At 70.3% G+C, this 19,810-nt stretch carries 18 protein-coding genes; 9 read left to right on the top strand and 9 right to left on the bottom strand.

Features of this window, described 5'->3' with window-relative positions; all coding sequences use genetic code 11:
* Positions 1–24 precede the first annotated feature (24 nt).
* The gene (locus DFP85_RS08105) at positions 25–501 is read left to right on the top strand and encodes a glycine zipper 2TM domain-containing protein (protein WP_243737240.1); all 477 of its coding nucleotides are present in this window, start codon (positions 25–27) and stop codon (positions 499–501) included.
* 10 nt (positions 502–511) lie between these two features.
* The gene (locus DFP85_RS08100) at positions 512–1,549 is read left to right on the top strand and encodes a hypothetical protein (protein WP_133635789.1); all 1,038 of its coding nucleotides are present in this window, start codon (positions 512–514) and stop codon (positions 1,547–1,549) included.
* A 26-nt stretch (positions 1,550–1,575) separates the two neighbouring features.
* On the opposite strand, the gene DFP85_RS08095 is transcribed toward DFP85_RS08100, so the two are convergent.
* The 4 genes from DFP85_RS08095 to DFP85_RS08080 are packed head-to-tail and all read right to left on the bottom strand — an operon-like array spanning position 1,576 to position 7,563.
* Positions 1,576–3,651: a WD40 repeat domain-containing protein gene (locus DFP85_RS08095; protein WP_133635788.1), complete on the bottom strand. Its 2,076-nt coding sequence runs from the start codon at positions 3,649–3,651 to the stop codon at positions 1,576–1,578.
* A 20-nt stretch (positions 3,652–3,671) separates the two neighbouring features.
* Positions 3,672–5,045, bottom strand: a complete 1,374-nt coding sequence (locus DFP85_RS08090; RefSeq protein WP_208108474.1) for an IS30 family transposase — start codon at positions 5,043–5,045, stop codon at positions 3,672–3,674.
* On the bottom strand, positions 5,017–7,281 hold the full coding sequence (locus DFP85_RS08085) for a toll/interleukin-1 receptor domain-containing protein (RefSeq protein WP_133635787.1): 2,265 nt from the start codon (positions 7,279–7,281) through the stop codon (positions 5,017–5,019). The genes DFP85_RS08090 and DFP85_RS08085 overlap by 29 nt, the downstream gene beginning before the upstream one ends.
* Before the next feature lie 60 nt (positions 7,282–7,341).
* Entirely contained in the window at positions 7,342–7,563 is a 222-nt protein-coding gene (locus tag DFP85_RS08080) for a hypothetical protein (protein ID WP_133635786.1), read from the bottom strand.
* Positions 7,564–7,791: 228 nt separating this feature from the next.
* Between DFP85_RS08080 and acsA the strand changes: the two genes are divergently transcribed.
* The 5 genes from acsA to DFP85_RS08055 are packed head-to-tail and all read left to right on the top strand — an operon-like array spanning position 7,792 to position 13,069.
* The gene (gene acsA, locus DFP85_RS08075; protein WP_133635785.1) at positions 7,792–9,546 is read left to right on the top strand and encodes an acetate--CoA ligase; all 1,755 of its coding nucleotides are present in this window, start codon (positions 7,792–7,794) and stop codon (positions 9,544–9,546) included.
* Positions 9,543–10,574: a pyruvate dehydrogenase (acetyl-transferring) E1 component subunit alpha gene (gene pdhA, locus DFP85_RS08070; protein ID WP_133635784.1), complete on the top strand. Its 1,032-nt coding sequence runs from the start codon at positions 9,543–9,545 to the stop codon at positions 10,572–10,574. The genes acsA and pdhA overlap by 4 nt, the downstream gene beginning before the upstream one ends.
* Entirely contained in the window at positions 10,571–11,551 is a 981-nt protein-coding gene (locus DFP85_RS08065) for an alpha-ketoacid dehydrogenase subunit beta (RefSeq protein ID WP_133635783.1), read from the top strand. The genes pdhA and DFP85_RS08065 overlap by 4 nt, the downstream gene beginning before the upstream one ends.
* Positions 11,552–11,579: 28 nt before the next feature.
* Positions 11,580–12,824, top strand: coding sequence for a dihydrolipoamide acetyltransferase family protein (locus DFP85_RS08060; RefSeq protein WP_133635782.1), 1,245 nt, complete (start codon positions 11,580–11,582; stop codon positions 12,822–12,824).
* Positions 12,812–13,069 (top strand): acyl carrier protein, encoded by a 258-nt coding sequence (locus DFP85_RS08055; RefSeq protein WP_133635781.1) that lies wholly within the window; start codon positions 12,812–12,814, stop codon positions 13,067–13,069. Before DFP85_RS08060 ends, DFP85_RS08055 begins: the two co-directional genes overlap by 13 nt.
* A 73-nt stretch (positions 13,070–13,142) precedes the next feature.
* Here DFP85_RS08055 and DFP85_RS08050 read toward each other — a convergent pair whose 3' ends face one another.
* Positions 13,143–14,120 (bottom strand): MBL fold metallo-hydrolase, encoded by a 978-nt coding sequence (locus tag DFP85_RS08050; protein ID WP_133635780.1) that lies wholly within the window; start codon positions 14,118–14,120, stop codon positions 13,143–13,145.
* 62 nt (positions 14,121–14,182) lie between these two features.
* Entirely contained in the window at positions 14,183–15,373 is a 1,191-nt protein-coding gene (locus tag DFP85_RS08045; RefSeq protein WP_133635779.1) for a M24 family metallopeptidase, read from the bottom strand.
* A gap of 149 nt (positions 15,374–15,522) precedes the next feature.
* On the opposite strand from DFP85_RS08045, the gene DFP85_RS08040 reads away from it, so the two are divergent.
* Together DFP85_RS08040 and DFP85_RS08035 are read left to right on the top strand one after the other, a co-directional pair.
* Entirely contained in the window at positions 15,523–16,251 is a 729-nt protein-coding gene (locus tag DFP85_RS08040; protein WP_133635778.1) for a YebC/PmpR family DNA-binding transcriptional regulator, read from the top strand.
* Positions 16,252–16,259: 8 nt separating this feature from the next.
* Positions 16,260–17,489, top strand: coding sequence for a thioredoxin (locus DFP85_RS08035; RefSeq protein WP_133635777.1), 1,230 nt, complete (start codon positions 16,260–16,262; stop codon positions 17,487–17,489).
* Positions 17,490–17,519: 30 nt separating this feature from the next.
* On the opposite strand, the gene DFP85_RS08030 is transcribed toward DFP85_RS08035, so the two are convergent.
* The 3 genes from DFP85_RS08030 to DFP85_RS08020 form a co-directional block, all read right to left on the bottom strand.
* The gene (locus tag DFP85_RS08030; protein WP_208108473.1) at positions 17,520–18,071 is read right to left on the bottom strand and encodes a hypothetical protein; all 552 of its coding nucleotides are present in this window, start codon (positions 18,069–18,071) and stop codon (positions 17,520–17,522) included.
* Positions 18,072–18,346: 275 nt separating this feature from the next.
* On the bottom strand, positions 18,347–18,781 hold the full coding sequence (locus DFP85_RS08025; RefSeq protein WP_133635776.1) for a DUF4399 domain-containing protein: 435 nt from the start codon (positions 18,779–18,781) through the stop codon (positions 18,347–18,349).
* A gap of 97 nt (positions 18,782–18,878) precedes the next feature.
* Positions 18,879–19,781, bottom strand: a complete 903-nt coding sequence (locus tag DFP85_RS08020; RefSeq protein WP_133635775.1) for a PA4780 family RIO1-like protein kinase — start codon at positions 19,779–19,781, stop codon at positions 18,879–18,881.
* Positions 19,782–19,810 lie beyond the last annotated feature (29 nt).

The following is a 19,810-nucleotide window of genomic DNA, read 5'->3' as shown; positions in this document are numbered from 1 at the left end:
GGCGCCACCCAACGGGAGGCCAGCATGGCACTTTCCCCTTCGAGCATGTTGCGCCTGGCGTTCATCCTGCTGCTGAGCCTGCTGCTCGGCGCTTGCCAGACGGTCGACTCCAGCCGTTGCGAAGGGATCAGCACCGGCCTGGGTGCCGTCATCGGTGGCGTTCTCGGTTCACAGGTGGGCAGCGGCTCCGGACGGACCGCCGCCACCATCGTCGGTGCCGGGCTCGGGGCCTGGATCGGTCGGGAAATCGGCATACGGCTGACCTGCGAGGACCGTCGGGAAATGAGCACGGTCCTCGACGAGACCCCGACCGGCGAGTCTCGGAGCTGGAGCAACCCGGAGACCGGCAACGTCTACACCATGACACCGCAGGCCCCCTACAATCAGGGTGACCAGCAGTGCCGCGACTTCGAGATGCAGGTCATGGTCGACGGCGAGCCACGCAGCACCGAGGGGACGGCCTGCCGACGCCCGGACGACCAGGCGTGGACCTCGGTCTAGGGGAACGACCATGGCCATGCTCACCCCGCCCCCTCGCCCCTTCAAGCGGCTCGTCGCTTGCCTGCTTGCCGTTGCGCTGGCTGTTTCCCCCTTGGCCACGGCGCAGGAGTGGACTGCCCAGCGCTATTCCACCCTCCCCGACGACAGCAGCCAGGACGATGTCTCGCCCTACGATCCCCTCCCCCCGGACGAACCGGAAACGACCGGAGACTCGGGAGGAGATGACGGCAGCGACTGGACGGTACCGGCCATCGTGGCCGGCGCCGCGGCAACGGTACTGCTGGTTCGCTGGCTGCGGGAGCGCCGTCAGGCGGCACAGCAACCCACCGCGGACGAGCGTGACAAGCTGGTGACGCTGCAGCAGCAAGGCCCGGAATTCGCCCCCTTGTACAACACCAGCGCCTTTGCGGCCATGGGCATGGTGCAGGGCAATTGGCCTTTCGTGCTCGACTTTGTTCACGACCAGCCGGTTATCGTCACGCTGCGCATCAGCGCCCGGGGGGTGCCCGACATCTACACCCTGCGCTTCCCGTTCGGCGCGCACGAGACGGGGCACCACCGGCTGCAGTTCCGACTGCCACCGGCCTTCGGCGACAGCGAGCGCCCCGCCGCCATTGCCGTGACCGCCACCGACATGAGCGGCGAGCGGACCGCGCCCTCGTTCCGCGTACTGGCCCTCGGCTGCGGGCCCCGCGCCGTGGGCTCGGTGGCCATCGAGGAGGTATCCTTCCTGCCGCGCCTGATCCGTGCCCAGGCGCGCGAGCAGGCCTCCTACCGGTTCTTCTCGCACTCCGACTTCCCCAGTGCCATGGCCGACTTCATGCGCGTGGAGCCGGCCGAGGATGGCGAGCGCCACTTCTTCGTCGACGAGGAACCCATCGACGACGGGGTGAGCGCCGGACGCAGTATCGAGCCACGGCAGTGGGATGGGCGCGACGCCGGCCAGCGCATCTCCACGGGAACGCACCGCCTGAAGATCCGCGCCTGGGCACCGACACGAGGCTGGCTGACCGTCTGGTCGGACTCGCGCGTCGATGTCTCGCCCTGAGCGACCGCACTCGGGGCTGCCGTCGGTCATCGCGCGGCAAGCTCGGCCGAGCGTTCCCGCCAGGCTGCTGCCGACAGTACCTCGACCTCTCCCGGGGCGGTGAGCCGGGTACCGGTCAACCCCTGATGATGCAGGGCCGGCCGCGACGGCGGCGGCGAGACTGGCGGCAGCTGCCAGAGAGTGACGCCCTCGCCCGAGGTGACCAGCAGCCGTTGCGCCTTCGCCGTGAAATCGACATCGATCGCCGGCGGGGTGCGGCCGGCACCTTGTAACGCGGGTGTCAGGGGGTGCCCGCTGACCGCATCCCAGAGCCGCACGCGGCCCTCACGCTGCCAGCTGAGCACTCGCTCCCCCTCGGGAGTGAAGGCGGCACCGACAATATCGCCCTCGTGGGCCAGGGAGGCCAGCAGGGTGCGGCTGTCGGTCTCCCAGATCCGCACCGTGCCGCCTCCCCAGCTCAGCAGGCGTCCGGTTTCCGCGTGCCGTCGAGCACCCTGGACGGCATCGTGCGGGAAGCGCGTCTCGACCTCGCCGGCCTCCGGCCAGGGGGTCAGGCGCACGACACCATCGTCGCCGGCGACCAGCAGCCGCCCGCCATCGAGCTCGGCATGGCGGACCAGCACGCCCTCGACGAGGGGGGCCGTCGGCACCGGTGACTCGACGTTCCACCGCCGCAGGCGGCGATCCTCCCCCCAGGTCAGCACGCTGTCCTGACCGGCGGCAAAGGTCGCACCGCGCAGACGACATCCCACCTCATCGCCATGCGCGATCGCCACCGTGCGGGCGCTGCCGACTCGCCACAGCCAGGCGATACAGCCCTGCTCCCCCCAGAACAGCAGCCGGTCGGCGTCGGGACTCCACGCCACGCCGGCCACCGGATCATCACCCGGGGTTCCACCGGGCGAGGCCAGCGCCCGGAAGCCCCCCTCCTCCCAGCTCCACAGGCGCACCTCGCCATCGGCGCTGGCGGTCATGAGGCGTTGCCCACCGGGGGCAAAGGCCGCGTAGACGGCCTGGGCATCAAGCAGGCGGCTCTCCGGTGCCGCCTCGCTGGCCGTCGGCCAGACGTGCAGCCGCCCGTCCAGGGTGACGGCTCTCACCGTCGCCTCGCCCGGTACCAGGGTGGCATCGAGCACGACGGCCGGTAACCGCCACGTCGTCGCGGTCCGCCGGGAGGGCAACTGCCAGAGGCGCAGGCTGCCTTCAGCGTCCCGACTGAGCAGGTGCTGTCCATCCTCGCTGACGGACGCCTCCCCGACCCGCGCCGCATGCCGCAGCGGCAGCCCCAGGGGTTCGCCGTCTTGGCTCGACCAGAGCCGCAGCTCGCTTCCCCCCCAGGTCAGCAAGGCATCATCGCGGAGGAAACGGGCCGCGGCCACCGGGCCGTCGAGGGTCGCCACCGGCTCGCCGCTGCCTGCCTGCCAGAGCCGGGCAGGCCCGCCTGCCGGGCTCCAGGTGACGAGGCGGTCCCCCTGCAGTACGGGAGGGGCGAGTTCATCCCGGTGGCGGATCACCGCGCCGACGGCACGCTGCGCCTCGAGATCCCACAGGCGGGCGGTGCCGCAGGCGCCATGGTTCCAGACCAGCAGGTGACGCTGCACATCGAGGAACCGGGCCCCGATGGCGCTCGGGCTGCAGCGTCCCCCCTCCGCGGCGACCGGCGCGAAGTCCGACATCTCGGGCAGCCACAGCCGGCCATCGCGGTTCCAGAGCACGACCTCGTGCGGCCGGCGTCCGAGCGTCCCACCGACGATCCCCCCGTCATGGCGTGCCTCGACCCTGGCGCCGTCGACACGCCAGAGCACGGCCTCCCCGTCTCGGGTCCAGAACAGCAGGCGCGCCCCGTCCGGCGAGATGGCCACCCCGGCAAGGCCGGCAGCATGGCGCCAGCCCTGGTGGGATTCGCCACTGGCCAGGTGCCAGATCCGGGTATCGCCGGCCGGGGTCGTGGTCACCGCCAGGGTCTCGTCGGTCCCGCCGATCCACACCCGGTCCACCGCCGGCGGCAGTTGGGCCAGCAGGGCCCCGCTGCGCCGGTCACGTATCTCGGCCTGCCCGTTGTCGTCATGCAGGACGAATCGGCGCTCCCAGCTTAGGTTCAAGGGGTCGTCGCAACACTGGCTTATGACGCCAAGGATAATAGTTCTTTGAGAGCTTCAGCAGGTGTTTTCCAATCCAGTGTTTTTCGGGGTCTGCTGTTGAGGGTAGCCGCAACAGCGTCAAGCTCATTTTCAGAATACCTGCTGATGTCGGTCCCCTTGGGGAAGTATTGGCGCAGCAGACCATTGGTGTTCTCGTTGGTCCCACGCTGCCAAGGACTGTGGGGGTCACAGAAGTAGATCGCCAGACCAGTAGCGATCCGTAGCTGCGCGTGTTGAGCCAGTTCCGCGCCTTGGTCCCAGGTCAGCGATCTGCGCAGCTGTTCGGGCAGCATCGCGATCTTGGTGGCAATGGCATCGCGAACAGCCTCGGCTCCGTGACCGGCCAATGCTGGCCCGTTCTTGGTTCTGGCACTGGACCCATGATCAGGCATGGGCGGCAAGTGCAGCAGCAACGTGAACCGGGTCGTGCGTTCAACGAGGGTGCCGATCGCCGAGCTGTTCAGACCGATGATCAGGTCACCCTCCCAGTGGCCGGGGACGGCACGATCGGCGACCTCCGCTGGGCGCTGGCTGATCATCACCTCGGGCGAGATAAAGTGCTTGCCTCGTTGCCGACTCCTGGCGCGCGGCACCCGCAACGCCCGGCCACTGCGCAGACACGCGGATAATTCACGGCGCAGCGCACCGCGGCCTTGAACATAGAGGGCTTGATAGATCGCCTCGTGAGAGAGCCTCATCGTCTCATCATCCGGAAAGTCGACCCGCAATCGCCGGCTGATCTGCTCGGGGCTCCAACTGGTCCCCCATCGTCGATCGGCTCGGCGACCATGTCGCCGCCCCCTCCAGGGGACATTGGGGCCGGGAATGGGCCTACCCTCAGCATCGGTCACCACGCCGGCGAGGCGTGATTGCACGTATGCCTGAAGCCGGTCGTTCTTGACGAGCTTGGCAACCTTGGGCCGTTTGGCGGCCCGCTCCGCTTTCCACTGCGCGACCGTGGCCCGGTAGTCCAGCATCCCACCCCGGGTGGCAGCATTACGGCGCAACTCGCGCGAGACAGTCGAGGGCGACCGCCCCAGACAGCGAGCGATCTCGCGAACCCCATGCCCCTGGGCCCGCAACAGCGCCAGTTCCTCGCGCTCCGCAAACGACAAATAACGCCCTGAGTGCGGCGCCAAGTTGGCCGGTGCCATCCCTCCCGCTTCGCGGAACCACCGCGGTCCCACTGGCTGCGATACACCACACGCCAACGCTGCGTCCTCACTCGAAAGTCCCTCTGCAATGCGCTTCCAGAACGCGCGCTTCGCATCCCGCTGGTTGACGCCCGGCCGGCCAGGCGAACGCATCGGTGCCCGCCCCGTCTGTTCAGCGCCCCAGCCGCGTGATCGTCCCATGCAACACCTCCAAATTCGAGATGTTGCGACGACCGGTTGAATCCGCCCAGCGCTCCCCTCCCGGGGAAAAGGTCTGTATCCAGTGTCGCCCCGCCGACAGGGCGGGCATCGCCGCGGCATCGTCCCAGGACCAGGCCTGGCGGGTGCCGTCGCCGCTCCACAGGCGCAGGGCGCCACCGCCGGCCTCGAAGTCGGCCATCATCAGCGCGGGACCCAGATCCGCCGCGCCCGCCAGCCGGAGCCCGCCCCCCGGCCAGGTGCCGGCCCAGTACGCGCTCGCGGCGCGCTGCGGGTCCAGCGCCAGCTCCGCGACCTGCATGAAGTGGTGGCTCGCCTTGAGAGGGCGCGCATCACGGTCGCGGGCGCTCACCGCATTGGCCCAGTGCAGGTCGGCCAGCCCCTGCCGGGTGACCCGCTCCTGCTGGTGCAGCGACCAGGCCAGCCAGGTCAGACCGACCACCGCCGACAGCAGGGAAGCCCAGGCCGCGGTGATCCAGCCACGCTTCAGCCGCTCCCGCCGACGACATGCCTGGAGGTAGCGGGTCTCGGTGTCATCGAGGGCGAAGGAGGCCGCGGTGGTGAGCGCCAGGGCCCCGTCCAGACGGCTGCCCCGGTGGACCAGCAGCTCGCCGGGGCGCCCGGCGGCCTCCCATTCGCTGGCGGCGCGACGCAGCGCATCCCGCGTCCGCAGCGCCCCTCGATTGGCCTCCAGCCAGCGATTGAGCCGACGCCAGACCCGGAACAGGGCCTCGTGCGCGACCTCCAGGGTACGCACCCCGTGATCGCTGCCGGCAATCAGCAGGCGTGCCTGGACGAAGCGCTCGAGCAGAGAGTGGCTCGCGGCGGGCAGCGTCTCCCAGGGCACCACCTGCCGCGTGAAGCGCCCCTCCTCGTCGAGGCGAACCAGATCGAACAGGGCGGCTCGCAGGGCACGGCGCTGCTCACGGGAGGGCGCGGCGGCAGCGAGAACCGCCTCGGCGGCCTTGGCCACCGAGCCGTGCAGCCCGCCAAGACGGTCACGGTACTCGGCCAGGGTGAGGCGTCCGTCGGCCCCTCCGGTTTCCCAGAGTTCACGCAGGGTGAAGGCCAGCAGCGGCAGGGCATCCTGGGTGGCCGTATCCGCCACCATCGCCCGGACCAGGCCGGGTTCCAGCTCGAGGCCGGCGAGCTCCGCCGGCCCCTCGATCACCGCCGAGAACCCCTCCACCGACAGCGGCTCCACCGTCACCGGGACCAGGGAGAGGTCACGCCAGGCGGGATGCTCCTGGAGGGCACCGAGAAAGTCCGAGCGCAGGGTGGCGATACACAGCACCGGAGCGCTGGTGTCCTGCAGCACGGGGCGCACGATGCGCATGAACTGCTCGGCCTGGGCCGAGCTCGACAGCAGCTCCTCGAGCTGGTCGATGACCAGCACCAGGGTCGAGTGAGCCCTGCCGGGATGGCGTCTCAGTGCCTGCTGAAGCTCGCTCAAGGCGCCGGGATCCGCCTCGGCCAGGGTCGCCAGTGGCGGCCGTGTCCCGACGTCCACCCCGGCAGCGGCAAGGCCGCGCTCGACCTGCACCGCCAGTTCGTCGAGCGGCCGGTCGCGGGGGCGAATCGGGCCAATCACCGTCCAGGCATCGGGAACGGCCCGCAGTCGTGGCATGAGGCCGGCACGCACCAGCGACGACTTGCCGCTGCCCGACGCCCCCAGGAACAGCAGCAGCCGCGGCCCGCCGAAGTCGCGCAGCTGGTGGAGACGGTCCATCGACTGCTGGATCTCGGCGTCACGGCCGAAGAAGATGGCGGCATCCACCTCCTGGAAGGCCATCAGGCCGGGATAGGGAGGGCGGCTGCGATCCCAGTCGAAGACGCTGGTCAGTTCCCGGCCCAGTCGCTCGTAGCCCAGTCCCGGCTCCCGGGTCAGGTCGATCACCTGCAACTCGGCCAGCTGGGGACGCAGGGTGCAGGGCGCGATCCGCACCGGGAAGATCCGCTTGCCGAGGGCCCGGGCATGGCTCAGCTCGGCGAGGCACCAGCAGGATGCCATGGCCGACTCGCTGCACAGCACGATCAGTGCCTGGCAGGCCCGCAGGTGCCGGTAAAGCTCGGCCTCCCAGTCGCGTCCGGGAGGAATGCCGAGTTCGGGATCGAAGTCCAGGAAGAAGGAGTGGTGCCCCTGCTGCTGCAGCCAGGCCGCCATCTCTCTCGCCGCCGAGGCGTCGTGGCTGCTGTGGCTGATGAAGAGCGTGCTCATCGCCTAGCCTCGACCCGTTGCACCGGGCGATGTCACCCGGCGCCGGGGGAGCGCAGCCGCCTAGGTGGCCTCGTAGGGCCGGGCCCGCACCTCGTCGGGGCCGTGGCGATTGAGGATCTCCTCCGCCTCCGGCTGCGACGTCTCGGGGACGATCACCTTGACCTCGTTGGTCTCCTTGTCGAGGAACAGCTTCTCCCGGGGGAAGCCCTCGGAGACCAGCTCGTCGAAGGCGTTGGCGGCCTTGTCGATGCTGCCATAGGCAGCCGTAACGGTCTGTGTCATGACACCCTCCGCAACGGGGGATTGGAGTGTCCGGCACCGGACGGCACCGGGACGCGACGAGAGGGGCATGCCCCTCCCCTGCCGTCAGTGTAGTTATAGCTGCTCCCCCGTCGCCGACCAGGCGATCCGCGTGACGCTTGTCCCGGATCAAGCCGAGGCCAGGGAAGGCGGGCGGAAGCCTGGCCGGGAACTATGCTGGGAAGACATGTCGCCACGAGGTCGCCGCGCATGGAGATACTCCGCAAGAGCCGCCGCGAGGCCCGGGAAGCGGTGCTGGACGACTATCCCTCGGCCTGTGCCCGCTTCTCCTGGGACGAGGCCCGGAGCTGGCTCGACGGCCTGCCCGACGAAGGCGGGCTGAACATCGCCCACGAGGCGGTGGACCGCCACGCCGCCGGTGAGGACGGCGAGCGCACCGCGATCCGCTGGCTCGGCAAGGCGGGGGCGCGACGCGAGATCCGCTACCGCGAACTGGCCGAGCTCAGCGCCCGCTTCGCCAACGTGCTCGGCGAGCTGGGTGTCGCCCGCGGCGACGGTGTCTTCCTGCTCGCCGGGCGGATTCCCGAGCTCTACCTGGCGGTGCTCGGGGCACTCAAGTACGGCGCCGTGGTCACCCCGCTGTTCTCCGCCTTCGGCCCCGAGCCCATCGCCACCCGGCTGACGCTCGGCGAGGGCCGGGTGCTGGTGACCACCACCAGCCTCTACCGGCGAAAGGTGGCCCCGATCCGCGACCGGCTGCAAAGCCTCGCGCACGTGCTGGTGGTCCGCGACGATGACCAGGCGCTGCCCGAGGGCACCCGGGAGCTCGGGCCGCTGCTCGAGGCGGCCTCGCCCGACTATGCGATCCCGGCCACCGACCCCGAGCAGCCGGCCCTGCTGCACTTCACCAGCGGCACCACCGGCACGCCCAAGGGGGCGCTCCACGTCCACCAGGCGGTGGTCGCCCACCACGCCACCGCCCGCCTCGCCCTCGACCTGCGCGCGGGCGACGTCTTCTGGTGCACGGCCGACCCCGGCTGGGTGACCGGCACCTCCTACGGCATCATCGCCCCGCTCTCCCTCGGCGCCACCCTGGTGGTCGACGAGGCGGAGTTCGATGCCGAGCGCTGGTACCAGATCCTCGACGAGGAGGCGGTCAGCGTCTGGTACACCGCCCCCACCGCGGTACGGATGATGATGAAGGGCGGCTCCGAGCGGGCCCGCACCCGGACCTATCCGTCGCTGCGCTTCATCGCCAGCGTCGGCGAGCCGCTCAACCCCCAGGCCGTGCACTGGGGCGTGGAGGCCTTCGGGCTGCCGATCCACGACAACTGGTGGCAGACCGAGACGGGCGGCATCATGATCGCCAACTTCGCCTGCATGGACATCCGCCCCGGCGCCATGGGCAAGCCGCTGCCCGGCATCGAGGCCGCGGTGATGCGCCACCTGCCCGACGGCGGCGTCGAGCGGGTCGCCCATCATGACGAGGAGGGCGAGCTCGCCCTGCGCGTCGGCTGGCCCTCGATGTTTCGCACCTACCTGCACGAGGAGGCGCGCTACCGGCGCTGCTTCGTCGGCGACTGGTACCTCACCGGCGACCTGGCCCGGCGCGACCCCGAGGGCTACTTCTGGTTCGTGGGCCGCGCCGACGACATGATCAAGTCCGCCGGCCACCTGATCGGCCCCTTCGAGGTGGAGTCGGCGCTGATGGAGCACCCGGCGGTGGCCGAGGTCGGGGTGATCGGCAAGCCCGACCCGGTGATCGGCGAGATCGTCAAGGCCTTCGTGGCCCTCAAGCCGGGCCATGTGCCCGACGAGGCGCTGCGCCGCGAACTGCTCGGCTTCGCCCGCACGCGCCTCGGCCCTGCGGTGGCGCCCAAGGAGATCGAGATCCAGGCCTCGCTGCCCAGGACCCGCAGCGGCAAGATCATGCGTCGCCTGCTCAAGGCCCGGGAACTGGGCCTGCCGGAGGGTGACACCTCGACCCTGGAGACCTCCCGATGAACGCCTCACCCCCCCGGGAAGGCCCCGACGCCTCACCCGCCATCGGCGCGGCCGGCCTGGATGATCCCGACAGGGCCCGGGCGCTGCTGTGGCAGATGATCCGCATCCGCCGCTTCGAGGAGAAGTGCGCGGAGCTCTACAGTGCCGGCAGGATCCGCGGCTTCCTGCACCTCTACATCGGCGAGGAGGCGATCGCCGCCGGCGCCATGCCGGCCCTGGCCGAGCGTGACAACGTGCTGGCCACCTACCGCGAGCATGGCCATGCCCTCGCCCGCGGCGTCCCCGCCGGGGCGATCATGGCCGAGATGTACGGCAAGCAGGAGGGCTGCAGCCGGGGCCGCGGCGGCTCGATGCACCTCTTCGACGCGAGCCGGCGCTTCTTCGGCGGCAGCGCCATCGTGGGGGGCTCCCTGCCGTTGGCGGTGGGCTATGCCCTAGCCGACCGGCTGGCCGGGCGCGACAGCGTCACCGCCTGCTTCTTCGGCGACGGCGCCGTGGCCGAGGGGGAGTTCCACGAGTCGCTCAACCTCGCTGCCCTCTGGCAGCTACCGGTGCTCTTCCTGTGCGAGAACAACCGCTACGCCATGGGCACCGCGCTGGCGCGCCACCAGTCCCAGGTCGACCTGGCCGCCAAGGCCGCCGCCTACCGCCTGCCCAGCGAGTCCGTGGACGGCATGGACGTGGTGGCGGTGGCCCGGGCCACCGAGGCGGCGGTCGACCGGGTGCGCGCCGGCCGGGGGCCGATGTTCCTGGAGTACCGCACCTACCGCTTCCGAGCCCACTCGATGTTCGACCCCGAGCACTACCGCGACAAGGCGGAAGTCGAGCAGTGGCGGCAGCGCTGTCCCGTCGAGACCTTCGCCCGGGACGCGGTGGCCTGCGGGCTGCTCGCCGCCACGGTGCGTGACGAGATCGAGCGCGAGGTGGCCGAGGAGATCGACGCCGCCGTGGCCTTCGCCGAGGCGGGTACCTGGGAGCCGGTGGAGCACCTCTGCCACGATGTCTATGCCCGGGAGGTGCGGCCATGACCACGCAGACGATCGCCTACCGCGAGGCCCTGCGCCAGGGGCTGCGTGCGGCCCTGGCCGGCGACGAGCGGGTCTTCCTGATGGGCGAGGACGTGGGCCGCTACGGCGGCACCTATGCGGTCAGCCACGGCCTGCTGGAGGAGTTCGGCGAGGCGCGCATCCGCGACACCCCGCTCTCCGAGTCGACCTTTACCGGGGCCGGCATCGGGGCGGCGCTCAACGGCATGCGCCCCATCGTCGAGATCATGACGGTGAACTTCAGCCTGCTGGCCCTCGACCAGATCATCAACAACGCCGCCACCCTGCGGCACATGTCCGGCGGACAGCTCAGCGTGCCGCTGGTGATCCGCATGACCACCGGCGGCGGGCGCCAGCTCGCCGCCCAGCACTCCCACAGCCTGGAGGGCTGGTATGCCCATATCCCGGGGCTGCGCATCGTCGCCCCGGCGACCCACGAGGATGCCCGCGGCATGCTGCTCGCCGCCCTGGAGGACCCCGACCCGGTGCTGATCTTCGAGCATGCCCTGCTGCTGGGCGCCGAGGGGACGGTCGAGGGCGAGCCGCACCCCATGGAGCTCGACCATGCCGCGATCCGCCGCGAGGGCCGCCAGGTCAGCCTGATCACCTACGGCGGCATGCTGCACAAGAGTCTCGCGGCCGCCGAGCAGCTGGCCAAGGCGGGTATCGACGCCGAGGTGCTCGACCTGCGCACCCTGCGCCCGCTGGACGATGCCGCGATCATGGCCAGCGTGGCGAAGACCCACCGGGTGGTGGTGGTCGACGAGGGCTGGCGCAGCGGCAGCCTGTCGGCCGAGATCATCACCCGCATCAACGAGCAGGCCTTCTTCGAGCTGGACGCGCCGCCGGTACGGGTCTGCAGCCAGGAGGTGCCGGTGCCCTACGCCAGGCACCTCGAGGACGCGGCGATCCCCCAGGTCGAGGACATCGTCGCCGCCGTCCACCGGCTGCTCGGCTGATGGCAAGGCCGGCAGGAGGGAGGCACCCATGAGCGAGTTCCGCATGCCCTCGCTGGGGGCCGACATGGAGAGCGGCACCCTGGTCGAGTGGAACATCCGGCCCGGCGAACGGGTCGAGCGTGGGCAGATCGTCTGCGTGGTCGAGACCCAGAAGGGTGCCATCGACGTGGAGATCTGGGAGACCGGCACCGTGGAGCGGCTGGTGGCGGAAGAGGGCCAGAAGGTCCCGGTGGGCGAGGTACTGGCGGTGATCATTGCCGAAGGCGAAAGAGCCGAGGGCGAAAAGGCCGAGGGCGAGGCCGCCGGCCGGGAGACGCCGGCCGAGCCCTCCATACCCGAAGCGTCTCGGACGCCTTCACCGCATGCGCCTTCGCCACGGGCACTCGACGTTTCGCCGCCGGTTCCACCTCACGCCGCGGCCACCAGCGGGCGGCTGCGCATCTCCCCCGCCGCGCGCAAGCGGGCCGCCGAACTGGGCCTCGACCCGGCTGACGTTCGCGGCAGCGGTGTCGACGGCAGCATCACCCTGGAGGATGTCGAGCGCGCGGCCCGGCCGGCCGAGGGTCGCCAGGCCGCCCTTTCCGAGCGCGCAGCCGACGCCCACGCCGCCATGCGCCAGGCCATCGCCACTGCCATGGCCCGCTCCAAGCGCGAGATCCCCCACTATTACCTGGGCAACACCCTCTGCGTGGAGCCGGCCCTCGCCTGGCTCGAGGCCCATAACGCCGAGCGCCCGGTGGCCGAGCGGCTGATCTTCCCGGTGCTGCAGCTGCGCGCCGTGGCGCTGGCGCTCGAGGCGGTGCCGGCGCTCAACGGCTGGTTCGTCGACGACGCCTTCCAGCCGGCCGAGGGGGTGCACCCGGGCGTGGCCATCGCCCTGCGCGGCGGCGGGCTGGTGGCCCCGGCACTGCACGACGCCGACCGGCTTGCGCCGGACGCCATGATGGCCGCGCTGCGCGACCTGCTGACCCGCGCCCGCCAGGACCGGCTGCGAAGCTCCGAGCTCACCACGGCGGGCCTCACGGTCACCAACCTGGGCGACCTGGGCGTAGAGAGCGTCCAGGGGGTGATCTACCCGCCCCAGGTGGCGCTGGTGGGGTTCGGGCGCATCAGCGAACGGCCCTGGGTCCGCGACGGCCAGGTGGTGGCCGCTCGCTGCCTGCACGCCTCGCTGGCCGCCGACCACCGGGTCACCGACGGCGCCCTGGGCGCACGCTTCCTGACCCGACTCACCGACCTGCTGACGGAGCCCGAGCGCCTATGGCCAACCTGAGCCGCGACACCCTCCGCGAGACCGTCATCGACGCCATCCTGGCGGTGGCCCCCGAGGCCGACATCGACGCCCTGCCCCACGGCCGCCCCTGGCGGGAGGCGCTGGAGATCGACTCCTTCGACTTCCTCAACATCCTGGTCGACCTCGAGAAGCGCCTCGGCGTCAGCGTGCCGGAGAGCGACTATCACGAGCTCGCCACCCTGGAGGGGCTGCTCGACTACCTGGAGAAGCGGCTCGCCGCCTGAGTCGGCGGCCGTCGCGGACGATGCCCGCCGCGGGTAGCCGCGGCAGGCGCCGGGTCAGCCAGCATCACCTCCCTCAGCGGTCATCGCGGATCGGCCCGAACTCCACCGGCAGCCAGCGATAGCCCTCACCGTCGCGGATCACGTGGCCGATGCCGGGAAACGGCAGGTGGGCGCCGGCCACCCAGTGCGCGTCCTCGGTGGCGTCCTCGAACACCGCCTCGCGGGTGGCGATGGCCTGCTCGGGGTCGGAGTCGAACTCGATCGCCACGCTCGGGTCGTCGAACTGCACGCCGTAGCTGTGCACCACGTCGCCCCACACCAGCAGCTCGTCGTCCCCGCCCTCGAACAGGAAGCTGGCATGGCCCGGCGTATGGCCACGGGTGTCCCTGGCCTGAACGCCTTGCAGCAGCTCCTCGCCGGGCTCGAAGGTCGAGAAGCGCCCCGCCTCGCGGTACGGAGCCACGGCGTTGCGCGCCATGTCGAAGAAGGCCCGGTCGTCCTCGGGGACGGCCTCGGCCTGTGCCTCGCTCAGCCAGAAGTCGGCGTCGTCCCGGCTGGCGCGCAGCTCGGCGTTGGGATAGACCGGCTCGCCCTCGCCATCGACCAGCCCGCAGACGTGATCGGGATGCAGGTGGGTCATCAGCACGGTGTCGACCTCCTCGGGGGCATAGCCCGAGGCTCGCAGATTGTCCGGCACCTGGCCCAGGGTCGGGCCGAAGCAGGCCGCGGAGCCCGCGTCCACCAGCACCAGGTGCTCCCCGGTGTGCACCAGGAAGGCGTTGACCGCCGTCTGCACGCCCTGCTCGGTGTCGATGAACAGGCCATCGAGGTGGTCGCGAAGCGCCTCCTGGTCCATGCCCTTCAGCAACTCGGTCTGAAGGTCGATATAGCCGTCATAGAGGGCGGTGACCTCGTGCTGGTCGACCATCATGCGAAACCAGCCGGGCACCTGCTCGCGAAGCTGGTCGGGAGGGACGGCCTGGGCGGACAGCGTGACGCCGGCAATCGCCAGCAGGCCGGCACGCGAAAGGCGCAGCGGGAAGGGTGTCATGCAAGATCTCTCCTGTGTCGATGAAGGGATGACCACGAAGGCGCCGAACCGCCGGAGGCGGCTCAACGACCCCGCTCCGCCAGCTGCCAGTCGTTGTCGGTGAGCGGCTCACCACCCTCGGGGGTGACCCGCACGGTGTCGCTGAGGCCGATGCCCCACTGCCCCGGCAGCCTCAGGCAGAGCGGCAGGTGGAAGACCATGTCGGCGGCGAACTCGCGATGCTGGCCGCGGGCAATGTAGCCCGTCCCCTCGACCCAGCTCGGCGGGAACTGCGCCCCCACCGCATAGCCGAACACCCCCGAGAAGAACACGCGCTCGGCGTGGGGGGCCAGCACCGCCTCGGCGGCCCGGGCGGCATCATCGAAGCTGTTACCGGGGCGCATCGCCGCGGTCAGTGCCTCATACATCTCGCGGCACACATCGCGCAGCGCCTGCATCTCGGCGCTCGCCCGGCCGGCCACGGCGGTGCGCATCATCGGCGCGGTATAGCGGTGGAAGGCCGAGCCGAACTCCAGGAACACCGGCTCATCCGCGGCGATCACGTGCCGCTTGTGGTTGACGTGGATGACGCTGATGCGCCGGCCGGTGGTGACGATGGGCTGCAGGCTCATGAACTCGCTGCCGGCCGCCAGCAGCGCCCGGCTGCCCTCCGCCGCGACGTCGTTGTCGGTGACCCCGGGGGCGATGGCGTCGATGGCCGCCCGCAGGCCGGCAGCGGTGATCCGCGCGCTCTCGCGCAGGCAGTCGAGCTCCGCCGGCGTCTTGACGATGCGGATGCGGTCGAGCAGCTCGCCACCGTCGTCGCGGAAGCGCCCGCTGCCCAGGCGTGCCTGCAGCTCACGGATGACGCCGAAGCGCAGGCCGGCCCCGAAGAGGTCCAGTCCGATGGCATGGTAGGGGGCGAGGATCTCGGCCAGCGGTGCGATCACCTCCTCGATGCCCTCCCAGCGATAGCCCAGGATCTCGTCCACCGTGGCGGTGACCACGGCCGGGCCGGTCTCGATGGAGGGCACCTGCAGCACCAGCCGGTCCGCCGAAACGACCAGGCAGGTGTACACCGAGACCTCGAAGGTGTGGTAGCCGGTCAGGTAGAAGATGTCGGCGGGGTCGGTCAGCAGCAGCGCCTCGAGCCCGGCGGCCTGCATGGCCTGCCGCACGCGGCGGCGACGCCCCGTGAACTCCTCGGCGGCAAAGGGCAGCTCGCTCTCGGCGAGGCAGTCGGCCAGCGCATGGCGGTAGGCGTGATGATCCATCGGGGGGCGCTCCTGGGTGGATGAGACTCCCTGCCAGTGTAGCCATGACGGGCATCAGGTCCCCCGGAATCGCGCCAAAATATCCCTGTTCGCGTCCGCCCCGGTTTCGTAGAATCCAGCCTCGTGTTTCGACGCCACAGGACAATGCAATGGGCAGGGCCTTCCAGAACCGCAAGGAATCCATGGCCAAGACGGCCGCCGCCAAGACCAAGGTGTACAGCAAGTACGGCCGCGAGATCTACGTCTGCGCCAAGCAGGGCGGCACCGACCCCGCCGGCAACCTGGCCCTGCGCGGGCTGATCGAGCGCGCCAAGAAGGATCAGGTCCCCAGCCACGTGATCGACAAGGCCCTGGACAAGGCATCCGGCGTGGGTGGCGAGGACTTCTCGCCGGCTCGTTACGAGGGCTTCGGGCCGGGCAACTGCATGGTCATCGTCGAGTGCCTGACCGACAACCCGAACCGCACCTTCGGCGACGTGCGCGCCTGCTTCAACAAGGCCAAGAGCAAGCTCGGCACCCCCGGCAGCGTCAGCCACATGTTCGACCACTGCGCCATCCTCGCCTTCCCCGGCGATGACGAGGAGGCCACGCTCGAGGCACTGATGGAGGCCGATGTCGACGTCACCGACATCGAGAGCGAGGCGGGCCATGTCACCGTCTTCGCCCCGCATACCGAGTACGCCAAGGCCAAGCAGGCGCTGCTCGACGCCTTCGGCGAGCTCGACTTCGAGGTCGACGAGATCCAGTTCGTGCCCCAGACCGTGACCCCGGTCGAGGGCGACGACGTGGCAATGTTCGAGAAGCTGCTCGACACCCTCAACGACCTGGACGACGTGCAGAACGTCTTCCACAACGCCGAGATCGAAAGCGAGGCGTGAGGCCCGCGATGCCGAGCTGCCTGCTGCCGCTGTGGGCCTGGCTGCTGCTGGCCTTGACGCTGCCGCTGGCCGCCGATGCCCGAGCCGATACCGCCCCGGCAGCAGCCCAGCAGGAGTCCACCACGCTCTGGTACTTCTGGCGTGAGCACTGTCCCTTCTGCCGTGAAGCGGCCGCCTGGCTGGACAGGCTGGAGCGCACCCATCCCGAGCTCGAGGTGGCACGGGTCGAGGTGGTGCAGGATGCCGCCGGACGCGCCCGCTTCATCGAGATGATGACTGCGCGCGGCGAGGTGCCCAACGCCGTGCCCACCTTCATCCTCGGTGAGCGGGTCTGGGTCGGTTTCGCGCCGCCCATCGCCGAGGCCATTGAAGCGCAGCTGGCGGACGCCCACCAGGCCCCTTCGGGCCGCTACCGCCTGGACCTCGGGCCCCTCGGGCGTCTCGACCTGGCCGGGCAGCCGATGCTGGTGGCCACCCTGCTGATTGCCGCGGTGGACGGCTTCAACCCCTGCTCGCTGTGGGTGCTCACGGTGCTGCTGGCGATGATCTTGGGCAGCGGCTCCCGGACGCGCATCGCCGCGGTAGGCGGCACCTTCCTGCTGGTCACCGCCAGCCTCTACGGGCTGTTCATCGCCGGAGTGTTCGCCGCCCTCTCGGTGGCCCGCCACCTGAGCGGGATCCAGCTGGTGGTGGCGCTGTTCGCGCTGGTCTTCGGGGCGGTCAACGTCAAGGACTACTTCGCCTTCCGGCAGGGCCTCTCGTTCAGCATTCCCGAACGCTTCAAGCCGCGTATCTACCGCGGCAGCCGCGAGGTACGCCGCGAGCGCTCCCTGCCCGCCTTGCTGCTGACCACGCTGGTACTGGCCGCCGGCGTGGCGCTGATCGAGCTGCCCTGCACTGCCGGTTTCCCGGTGATATGGAGCTCGCTGGTGGCCGAGGCCGGCATCCAGGGCCCGGCCTTCGCCGGGCTGCTCGCCACCTATCTGCTGGTCTACCTGCTCGACGAGATCCTGATCCTGGGCACCGCCATCGTCACCCTGCGCATCGGCCGCATGCAGGAGACCCATGGCCGCACGCTCAAGCTGATCGGCGGCATGGTGATGCTGGCGTTGGGCGGGGTGCTGCTGGTGGAACCGGCGCTGATGGAGAGCCTGGCCGGCTCGCTGGTGGTGATCGGCGCCGCCCTGGCCGGCGCCCTGGCGGTGATGGCCGTCAGCGGACGCCATAGCGGCCGCTGACGACTGGCGATAGCGCGACCGCTTCCTGCCTCAGTCACGCGCCCCGACGGGGACCATCAGGTGCTGGTAGTCCGTGCCCTTCCACATCACGTAGGGCCCGCCGTTGTGTGGGTCGGTCGGGTAGCCCTCGAGCAGTGCCGCCGGGGCGAGAAGCATCAGGTGCGCCCCCTCCACGATCCACTCGTTGTCGTCCGTGGGCCCCTCGGCGTAGGGGTCGACGTTGCTCGCCCCCTCGTCGCCGGCCAGCATGTAGGCGATACCCATCGACTCGGCCTCGAACGGCTCCTTGTTCTGCCAGGCCTGTCCCCACGCCTGCCAGGCCTCGTCGAGACACATCGGCGCCGTCCCGGTCATGCTCGGCGGCGTCGGCAGGCAGGTATAGCCGTTCGAGCCCTCCTTGAGCACGTTGCCTTCCCAGTCGACCACCTGGGCGCCTTCCGCCATGCCCGGCCAGGCGGCCGCCAAAGCATCGTCGATCTTCGCCTGGTCGGCCACGGCCACGCCATGTCCCGCCAGACTCGCCAGCAGCACGACCAGGCAGGGCCCGGCCATCCCCATCTTGCCGTCAGTCAGGTTCATCATTGTCGTTGTCCTCCCCGTGCGGGAGGGAGCATCGCGGCGGTGGCCACACGTTCCACCAGGTCATCGCCAGCAGGGCATACGCCCTCCCGGAACTCCGGAGTCCTCCCTGAGCCGCTTCACCTTCCAGTGCACTCCTCAGTACAGTGCCATGAGCCTGGCAGTGCCAGCCGGAAGGCGAAAAATCAGTCGCGAGGGTCAGGTGGCATCATCACGCAGGGCAGAGGCCTGATGATCGAGAGGAGTCGGGCGCCGCGGGAGCGCCCGACTGGGGCGGGTCATTCCACCGTGATGGTGATGGGATCGGAGGTGACCGGCGGGTCGAAGCTGACATGGTTGGCATCCATGAACAGCAGCTGCAGGGTATGCTCGCCGGGCTCGAGGTCCAGGGTGGTCTCGGTCTGGCCGCCGCCGAAGTGGCGCATCGCGTCATTGGCCGGCAGGGGCTGGTCGAGATCCACCTCGTCCAGCGGCGTGTCCACCAGCAGGTGGTGGTGGCCGGTGCCGTCGGCCTGGGTGCCGGCGGGCGCCACGCCCATGCCCTTGAGGCCCATGCGCACGGTCAGCGGAGTCTCGACGGTGGCCCCCTCCTCCGGCGAGATGAAGTAGACCTCGGTGCCCTCCGGCGCCGAGGCGCGTTCCATCTGGGCCAGGGCCGGACCGGCCAGCAGCATGCCACCCGCCAGGGCCAGGCCCGCTATCCACTTGTTCATTGCCGTCTCCTCGTCGTTGGCCGGGGTCGCCCGCGTCGGGCGACGCTCGCCTACAGCGTAGTCGAGCCAGGAACGGGGAGCGACGCGAGCACGGGCCTCAGCGCTCGCCGTGGGACTCCCGCCAGGCCTCGGCGGCCTCCTCGACGCCGGGCTCATCGTTCCGGGACAGCGCGGCACGCCGCGCGGCCTCCTCCTCGCGCACGTCGTCGATCACGGTCATCAGCTCGTCCACATCCACGGTGCCGGTGTCGTGCTCGAAGCAGCCGGTCAGCTGGCTGTCCGGGTGCAGGTCGCCGGCCTCATAGAGCGCCCAGATCTCCTTGCCGTAATCGGTGGCCAGCAGTTCCGGGGCGAAGCGACCAAAGTAGCGGCGCATGTTGTCGACGTCGCGCTCGAACATCCTCTCGGCACTGTTGTTGCCGGCGGCATCCACCGCCTGGGGCAGGTCGATGACCACCGGGCCATCGTCAGAGAGCAGCACGTTGAACTCGGAGAGGTCGCCATGGATCAGGCCAGCACACAGCATGCGCACCACGTCGCCGATGATCTTGGCGTAATGGGTCCGGGCCTCCTCGGGCGTCAGGGTCACGTCGTCCAGCCGCGGCGCGTTCAAGCCCTCTGCATCGGTGATCATCTCCATCAGCAGCACGCCGTCGACGAAGCCATACGGCTTGGGCACCCGCACGTCCGCCGCCGCCAGCCGGTAGAGGGCATCGACCTCGGCGTTGAGCCAGGCCTGTTCCTGCTCCTTCTGGCCGTAGCGGGTCTTCTTGGCCATCGCCCGGGAGCGGCGGCTGTTGCGCTCCTTGCGCCCCTCCTGGTACTGCACGGCCTGCTTGAAGCTGCGCTGCTTGGCCTCCTTGAAGACCTTGGCACAGCGCCGCTCGCCGTGGGAGCGCACCACGTACACCTGGGCTTCCTTGCCGCTCATCAGCTGGCTCTCGACCGCGTCGATCAGGCCGTCGTCGACCAGCGGTTGCAATCTCTTGGGTATCTTCATGTCACCACGTTGGCATAGAACCCGTCGGC

Origin of the sequence: Halomonas ventosae (genome assembly GCF_004363555.1) — a bacterium.
Lineage (GTDB): Bacteria > Pseudomonadota > Gammaproteobacteria > Pseudomonadales > Halomonadaceae > Halomonas > Halomonas ventosae.
This window is presented reverse-complemented; position numbering and strand designations above follow the sequence as displayed.